At 40.5% G+C, this 7359-nt stretch carries 6 protein-coding genes; 2 read left to right on the top strand and 4 right to left on the bottom strand.

What is annotated here, in order from left to right; translation table 11 throughout:
- Positions 1-1022 (top strand): tetratricopeptide repeat protein (locus PLI06_01320; GenBank protein HOI76240.1); only part of this gene is annotated, 1022 nt, incomplete at its 5' end.
- 184 nt (positions 1023-1206) lie between these two features.
- Positions 1207-2193, top strand: coding sequence for an FHA domain-containing protein (locus PLI06_01315; GenBank protein HOI76239.1), 987 nt, complete (start codon positions 1207-1209; stop codon positions 2191-2193).
- Positions 2194-2202: 9 nt separating this feature from the next.
- On the opposite strand, the gene PLI06_01310 is transcribed toward PLI06_01315, so the two are convergent.
- Genes PLI06_01310 through PLI06_01295 form a run of 4 tightly spaced genes read right to left on the bottom strand, consistent with a single transcriptional unit; the run spans position 2203 to position 7153 of the window.
- Positions 2203-3384, bottom strand: coding sequence for a protein kinase (locus tag PLI06_01310; GenBank protein ID HOI76238.1), 1182 nt, complete (start codon positions 3382-3384; stop codon positions 2203-2205).
- A gap of 8 nt (positions 3385-3392) precedes the next feature.
- Positions 3393-5243, bottom strand: a complete 1851-nt coding sequence (locus PLI06_01305) for a protein phosphatase 2C domain-containing protein (protein ID HOI76237.1) — start codon at positions 5241-5243, stop codon at positions 3393-3395.
- Positions 5230-5667: an FHA domain-containing protein gene (locus PLI06_01300; GenBank protein ID HOI76236.1), complete on the bottom strand. Its 438-nt coding sequence runs from the start codon at positions 5665-5667 to the stop codon at positions 5230-5232. The genes PLI06_01305 and PLI06_01300 overlap by 14 nt, the downstream gene beginning before the upstream one ends.
- A gap of 1 nt (position 5668) precedes the next feature.
- Positions 5669-7153, bottom strand: a complete 1485-nt coding sequence (locus PLI06_01295; GenBank protein ID HOI76235.1) for a hypothetical protein — start codon at positions 7151-7153, stop codon at positions 5669-5671.
- Positions 7154-7359 lie beyond the last annotated feature (206 nt).

The raw sequence follows: 7359 nt of genomic DNA, 5'->3' as shown, positions 1-7359 counted from the left end.
GCGCTCTGGCACAATCTTTTGAATCTAAATGCAGGTTAATATGTCCCACAGCCGAGATTTTCCATATATTTATATATTTTGAAATTATGGTCTTGTTAGGTCACATGGAACGCTTATTATGCCCTTATTGCAAAAAAGAGATTGACGAACATATGTCGTCATGCCCTAACTGTAACTCCAAGCTAAAAACTGTATGTGAAATGTGTAATAAACTAATTAACACTAACTGGAAGGAATGCCCCAACTGCGGGCAGGCTATTGTAAATGAGCATATGGCCCCTCCAAAATCTAGCGATATACCTGTGGAGACAAAGACCCAGATATATTCAGACAACATACCCATTGAAACAAAGACGCAGATCTATGGCAACGCCCCCTCTCAAACGGCCCAACAGAATAACGACTATAGCGCTGGAAATCTTGGGCAGACAACAAATGAAAATTTTCATTCTGTAAAGAGACCATATTCCAAGAAGTTTTTGGCATCTATATTCGCCGTTTTATTGTTGTCCTCTATAGCCGTGATTGCTTTGGCTTTAATGCATAACGTCAACAGGTATTATGATGAAGGTGTGTCTTACTATAATCAAAAAAATTACGACGAGGCCATATCAAACTTTGAAAAAGTCATAATGATCAATCCAAACAATACAAAAGCCAGAGAATACCTTGCATTTTCTTGGTATGGCAAAGGAATAGAATTCAATAAACAGGGCAAGTACCCTGAAGCCATAATCTGCTACGACAAGGCAATTGAAATAGATCCAAACTATGCAAGCGCATGGAATGATAAAGGGGTCACACTTAAAAATCAGGGCAAGTACCCTGAAGCCATAATCTGCTACGATAAGGCAATCGAACTTAATCCAGAGTATAAGCAGGCATGGAACAATAAGGGGATTGTATTCTTTAATATAGGAAACTATTCTGAAGCCATAATCTGCTACGACAAGGCAATTGCAATAGATCCAAACTACACTGAGGCGATTAGGAACAGGGAGAACGCACTTTTGAGGCTTTGATTGTAGAAAATGCTTCATTTTCCATACATTTATATAAGCGGACAAATAGATTATTCTTATAAAGGGTGCACCACTCTCGGGTGGGTACAAAAATTAAGCGGATATTTGCCTCTAGATGGGATAGAAATATTAATATAATCAAAAATAGAGGCTTTATACGTAATAAATGGAGAGGTGGTAAGTAATGAATCAAACAAGAGGGGGATTTTATAGAGTGCCAATAGTTGTCACTTTAGTTTCCTCACTATCAATTTTATTAGGATTTGTATTGGTGCTAGCATCAATATATTCATCCATTATATTTTCACAGCCCGCTATGCTCCTTCCAGTAATATTTGGAGTTTTTTTCATAGTGGTTGGATACTTCCTGTATAAAGGCAGGAATTGGTCGAGGTTTGGAGAGATAATACTCCTTGCAGGACTTTCAATTATTTCAATACTTGCAACTACTGTTCCCCAGCTAGGGGACATACTTGGGAAAATAAAATACATCGGTGGACTTCTTTTGCTGCCTCTACCAATATTGGGCTTATCTCTAGTAGTTATCATGCTACTGGTCTTGCATAAGCAAACTGCTCAATACTTTAAGTATATTGGGGAAGTGGGCACTATCAGTTACAAAATAACTAAAAAGCCCGGTGAGCATGCGCCAGAGCAGACATTGTTCAGCAGGCCCTCGGCAACAGGCGGGGTAAGAATCAATCAAACTTCAGCCCAGCCCTACAGAAGGCCGGAAGGCTCCTACGGAGAAACAATAGTGGACACGGGACTTAAAAGGCCTGGATTTTCAATGCCGCAAGACGACAAAACAGTCGTTGGAAGAAAAGTTGAAACTGCATCAAACCCTTCTTATATCTTGTACCACCCACAGGAAACTATAAGGGTAGTAAACGAGATACACAGAATCTTTGGCAGGGAAGACTTTGAGAGATTCATCACCCCTATGGAAGCCCAGTCAATTTCTAGAAAGACTAGCGGAGGCCACTTTAGAATTACCATGGCATTCAACGAGCAGACAGAGCAAGTAAGATACTACCTGGAAGATCTTGACAGCAGCAACGGTACAAAGGTCAACGGAATTGATATTAGGAAGGGAGAAAAAGTTGCCCTGAAGCACTCTGATGTAATCACAGTAGGAAAGGCAATGAAGATAGAGTTCAAAACCCTATAAATTTATTTTTTAATCTTTTTTATATAAGAAAGGCATATACGGCCCTTGGATTTTATTGTAGCCAAAGCATATCTGATCCCCATCTTCTAGCCTTTTAGGATTATTTTTCTCTAAACGGGCCCACTGGCTATTTTTGAAGACAAATACGCCGTTTCCAGTGTTTACATCAACAGCAAACCACTCGTATCCTATTTTTTGCAGAAGCAAGTATCCAGAAGAAGGGGGGCCTCTTGATATGTAAAAAACAGGCCCCGGCTCAAGTATCTCAATATTGGCAAGCCCCGTTCCGCCTTGAGTCCTATCCCTTGCAATACTGTAACTATTCATAACTAAAGGCACTACCTCGCCGCAGATAATTATCCTCTGCATCCCCGAGTAGCTTCCCCCTATGTTCTCCCCCGCGATAAGATAGTCCCTAATTTCTGTTACCGTTAGAAATCTAAAAGAGGGATTTATATCGAGGCATTTTTTTATTACTTCGGACATTTTCCTCGGCATTTTCATATTTAGAGAGAGCGGGTCTACAGTAAGTCGCCCGTCATCCAATTGGTATGACCTCGGTTCTTTACCGGTCATCATATAGAATATCAAGGCGCCGATAGAGTAGATGTCGCTTTGCGGTGAAGGCGCGCTACCGTTCAATTGCTCTGGGGCCGCCCAACCAGGGGTCCCTATGACAAGCTCTGCTTCCTTATACCCGCTTCTTGCAGCCCCAAAGTCAATTAATACGGGCTTTTCGCCATCCATCAGGATATTCTCTGGCTTGATATCCCTGTGTATGATGTTCATAGAATGGAGGTAGCTTATAGAGTTTAAAATGGGGACAATAATGCGCATCGCTTCGTCTTCTGAAGCGGGATTTCCCCAGTACATCTCCTTTACCCTATCGCCATCAACAAACTGCATAACAATTATGGGGAATCTTTTCTCATAATAGACGTGGTGGATGGTATCAAGGTATCCGACTATATTTGGGTGGGAAAGATTTGATAAGAAATCATTTTCAATAAGTATCTTTTCAATTTTTATATCATCATTTTCCCCGTCAAGCTTAGGCGACTTTAGGATCACATGGAAGCCCTCTGAGCTTTTGGCAAGCCAGATCACCCCCATTCCACCTTCCCTTAGCTTCTTCTGGACTTTGTAAATTGCACCAGAATTCCCCCTTAGCTCTTCCCCATTTCTTAGCATCTAAGGGCTCACCTTCTTCTAAATAATATTAGGGAGATATTGTCCTTGCCGCCCATATCCTTGGCCGCCTGGACGAGTTCTTTTACTTTTGATACAACATCCAGCTTGCTATGTATCAGTACTTTGCCTATGTATGAATCGTCCTGGACCATATCTGAAAGCCCATCAGAACAGATTAAAATCCAATTATTCTTACCGATATGGAAATCGCCTACGTCCGGATTTAAAGGTGCGGATGTGATGCCCACAGCCTGAGTGATCACATTTGAAGGCACATTCTTTCTTGCTTCAGCTTCTGTGACTCCGCATCTTTCCATGTATGTGCCAAGCTCAGAGTGGTCTGTTGTCACCCTGGATATCCTTTCTTCAGAATCGCCATCCGTATAGGTCGTGTAAATCCTGGAATCCCCTACATGGGCATAGTATATGTGGTCCTTATTTAGGAACACAACTTCTAGAGTTGTCCCCATGTTGCACATGCCGGGATTTGATTTTGATATGCAGAGTATCTCTTCGTGGGCGTTGTAAACAATGTTCCTTAGGATATCTTTTATCTCGATATCATTTAGCTCCTGGTAATCAAATAGTTCCTTCTTACCATCCTCCAAAACAGTTTGGATCGCAATCTTACTCGCCACTTCCCCGGCGTTGTGCCCGCCCATGCCATCTGCAAGGACAAATAGGCCCTTTGATCCATCCCTATTGAATGCAATACCTATAGAATCCTCATTTAGCTCCCTCTTTAATCCCACATCCGATTCTGCATAGACCTCTATATTCTTTGGATGCGCCGAGTTGCCATACTTTCTTGAATCAAAGATTAATAAGGTCCTTCCTTCTAGCAATTTTGATATGTCGCCTTCCTGAATCTTTTCCTTTTTCCTGCCTGTAAAGAAGAATATGTAGACAAGAGCAAATATTGCAACTAGTGAGGATATAACTAAAATTAATATGTAGGTGTATTTGAGCTTCCCTTGATTCCCTTTTAATTCCGTCACATATGCCTTCTTGGTATTGAGCGACTCCTTAACAAAAGTTTCCGCACCCGGCTCAAGCTTTAAATCTGAAACTTTTTGCTCTAAACTCTGCAACCTGGATAGGACGGCATCATAATTATAATTTTTAGTTACGCCTACCGTCTCCATATCGAGGGAGATATCGTAAAGATCATTAAAAAAAGAAACTCTTTTTCTAACCCAGCTATTTTCATTCCCCTGGAAAATGGAGGCGTAGTTTGGGTCGTCTTGAACTATAGTGTAATCTTTTACGATCGTGAGGATACTTTCTGGATTTTCTATACTGGAGGGAGTTATCTTTGCCTCTATTATCTTTAATTTATTGGTGAGGTCTGATATTTTTTTGTAATCTTCCTGGATTTTGGATATTATGCCATATTCCAGATAGGAGGTGCCGATATTGCTATTGAGCGCGGAAATTTTTTCCTGAAATCCACCTAACTTGCCCATATCCTCTTTTCTCAAAAGGATGGCATCAAGTATAGCTATCATTTCCCCCAGATTTTTGTATTTGGCACTGTCAAGTTGACTAATAATTGAACTGTTAGAATCTTTATACTCGCTAGAGAGATCCTTTATTTGATTTGTGTAGTAATCCTTGTACCACATCTCGTTAACTTCAAGTAACAATTGCGGGACATCGCTAAGATTTTCCAGCGCATCATCCAATCTGCCGCCCCTAATGTTATTCTCCGCATTGGTAATTTTAATGTTTGAAGTGATAATCTCATCTTCATAGCTTTCATAAGGGGCGTAATCACAAGAGACGCACCAAAGCATAGAAGTGGACAATAAAAAAATAACAAAAATAGTTAAGATGATCCGCTTATCAGACCGATTCAAACTCAATCCCCTCAACAGTAACCCTTAGCCTTCCGCCAAGGTCGATATTATCGCCTTTCTTTATGGTGAACAAGCCGCCGCCTCTAATCTCCTTTCCGTTTAAGAGGGTGCCGTTTGCACTGCCGATGTCCTCGATGCAGACTTCTCCATTTTCTTCTGTGAACTTAAAGTGCCTTCTAGATATATAGGATAGAACTGACTCAGGGAAAAATGACCTGAAATCTTCCCTTCCAGAAGGCGATATTGGATCAACTGTTATCCTAATCCTGTTCCTGTTTGCACTCAATGTGACATACTTCTTTTTTAGGCTCTCCCCGCAGAACGGGCAGAAGAATCTGTCGCCCCTTGGCACTTCAGAAACATTGGCATTACAGCTTGGGCACTTAGCTTTAGGATCGCTTTCTTTACCTATTCCAAAGTTCAATTTATCGCCCTCCTTTATGTTGTCCGCATTTTGGACAATGGCTCCAGTACTCCTTTAGGGTATATCCGCAGTTTGGACACACTGTGCTTTTCTTCCTCATTGAAAAGAGTATAGCAATAATTGCCAGTATCGAAACTGTAACAATTAGGATTATTGAGAATAGATTGATGCTCTTAGTTTCCTTCTCACCGAAATACTCGTTTATCCCGGTATTGAATTTATCCAAGTATTCTTTTGAAGACTTATAGTCGCCTGACTCCCAGGAAGACAATGCCTTGTTGTAGTTACTTTTAATAGTGTTCAACAAAGTTTCCCCTTCAAAAGTTGGGACATTTTCTTCTCCAACTTTGTCAAGGAATGATCTGTAGTTATCCTTGGCAGTATTTATCTCTCCCTCTAGCTTTAGTATATTATCAAAACTATAGAAATCAAGCCTGTAGTCATCCACCGACACCACGTAGAGCTTCTCACTCCCATCAAGGTATCCGCTGACTTTGGAGGTAATCATGCCCTGGTAATTCTTATTTATCAAGAGCTTATTCTCGCCATTTTCTATTACAAATATCTTCCCTTTATCAGTCAGAACAACAGTCTTGTCGCCTAGAAGGGAAACATCCTTAATCTTGTCATTTCCCTGGCAGTTCTTCAATATCTCCTCACCGTTAAAGGAGAACTGATTTTCAAGAGAATAGTTCCTCAATAGGTAAAGGCAGCCTTCAGTAGATGAAACGCCAGCCCTTAGGTTATCACTTACTAGGAGATCCGGGTATTCCTCAATGGACAGTATCTTTGATAGTATCGGCTCTTCTGTGTAGGAGAGGGCGTAGATGGATTTCTCTGAGGCTAGGAGCACATCATCGCCGTAGTGCAGGAAATCTTTAATCCTAGTCCCTATGTTGTTTACCCAAAGCCTACTAGATCCAGAGCTGTCATAGACCGAAACATTACCGTTCCCGGCCCCAAAGACCAATTTGTCATTTAATGAAGTAAAGGATGATAAAACTGAGCTTGAGTTGTTCTGGGCTATTAAATCCCCTGACGGGGAATAAACATAGCCTACCCACTCTCTTGTGCCCAACCCTATGTCCTTTATAGTAATTACGGCAAGATACCCCTTGTCATCAATAATAACCCGCTGGAGTTCCCCCTGGTGGGCTATAAATTTGTACAATACCCTCTTATCGTGATTGAATACGTAGAGCTTCTTATCTTGAGTTCTAACTGATATCATGTTCCCAGAAGATGTAATCTGGGCCACCTTAGAGCCCAGAGAGTCTAAGAGGACGGACTTGTTTGAATTCATATCGGCCCGATATACATTACCGTTCTGCGTGAAATAAACGACATCGCTATCTTTGATGTCTATATGTACTATGGCATCATCTGAATTAAAAGAAATATTATAAAAATCCCCATTGCTGCCCGAAACGGCAGATAGGGAAATTGTCAATATAATAATTCCCAGTAATAATGATTTTCCTTTCATGATAGATAGCATGGCAAGTATATATTTAAGACTAATGGTATTTAATTACCAAAAAAATTTGAGAAAAATAAGTAGAAGTTCGTTATTTTAGGGCCAAGTTATATTAAAATCAGGGCCTTTTTATTATTTTAAATCTCTTTTATTAGGGCTAATTCTATTAAAAATTTTCTATTATTTCTTTAATAGAAGTTGGGAATCTTAAAGGA

It is taken from the genome of Methanofastidiosum sp., assembly GCA_035362715.1.
Lineage (GTDB): Archaea > Methanobacteriota_B > Thermococci > Methanofastidiosales > Methanofastidiosaceae > Methanofastidiosum.
This window is presented reverse-complemented; position numbering and strand designations above follow the sequence as displayed.

What these genes read in the sequence shown, in the direction of transcription:
- PLI06_01310 (HOI76238.1), bottom strand. Translation starts at nt 3,384, where the DNA reads ATGCTAAGAAATGGGGAAGAGCTAAGGGGGAATTCTGGTGCAATTTAC.
- PLI06_01315 (HOI76239.1), top strand. Translation starts at nt 1,207, where the DNA reads ATGAATCAAACAAGAGGGGGATTTTATAGAGTGCCAATAGTTGTCACT.
- PLI06_01295 (HOI76235.1), bottom strand. Translation starts at nt 7,153, where the DNA reads ATGAAAGGAAAATCATTATTACTGGGAATTATTATATTGACAATTTCC.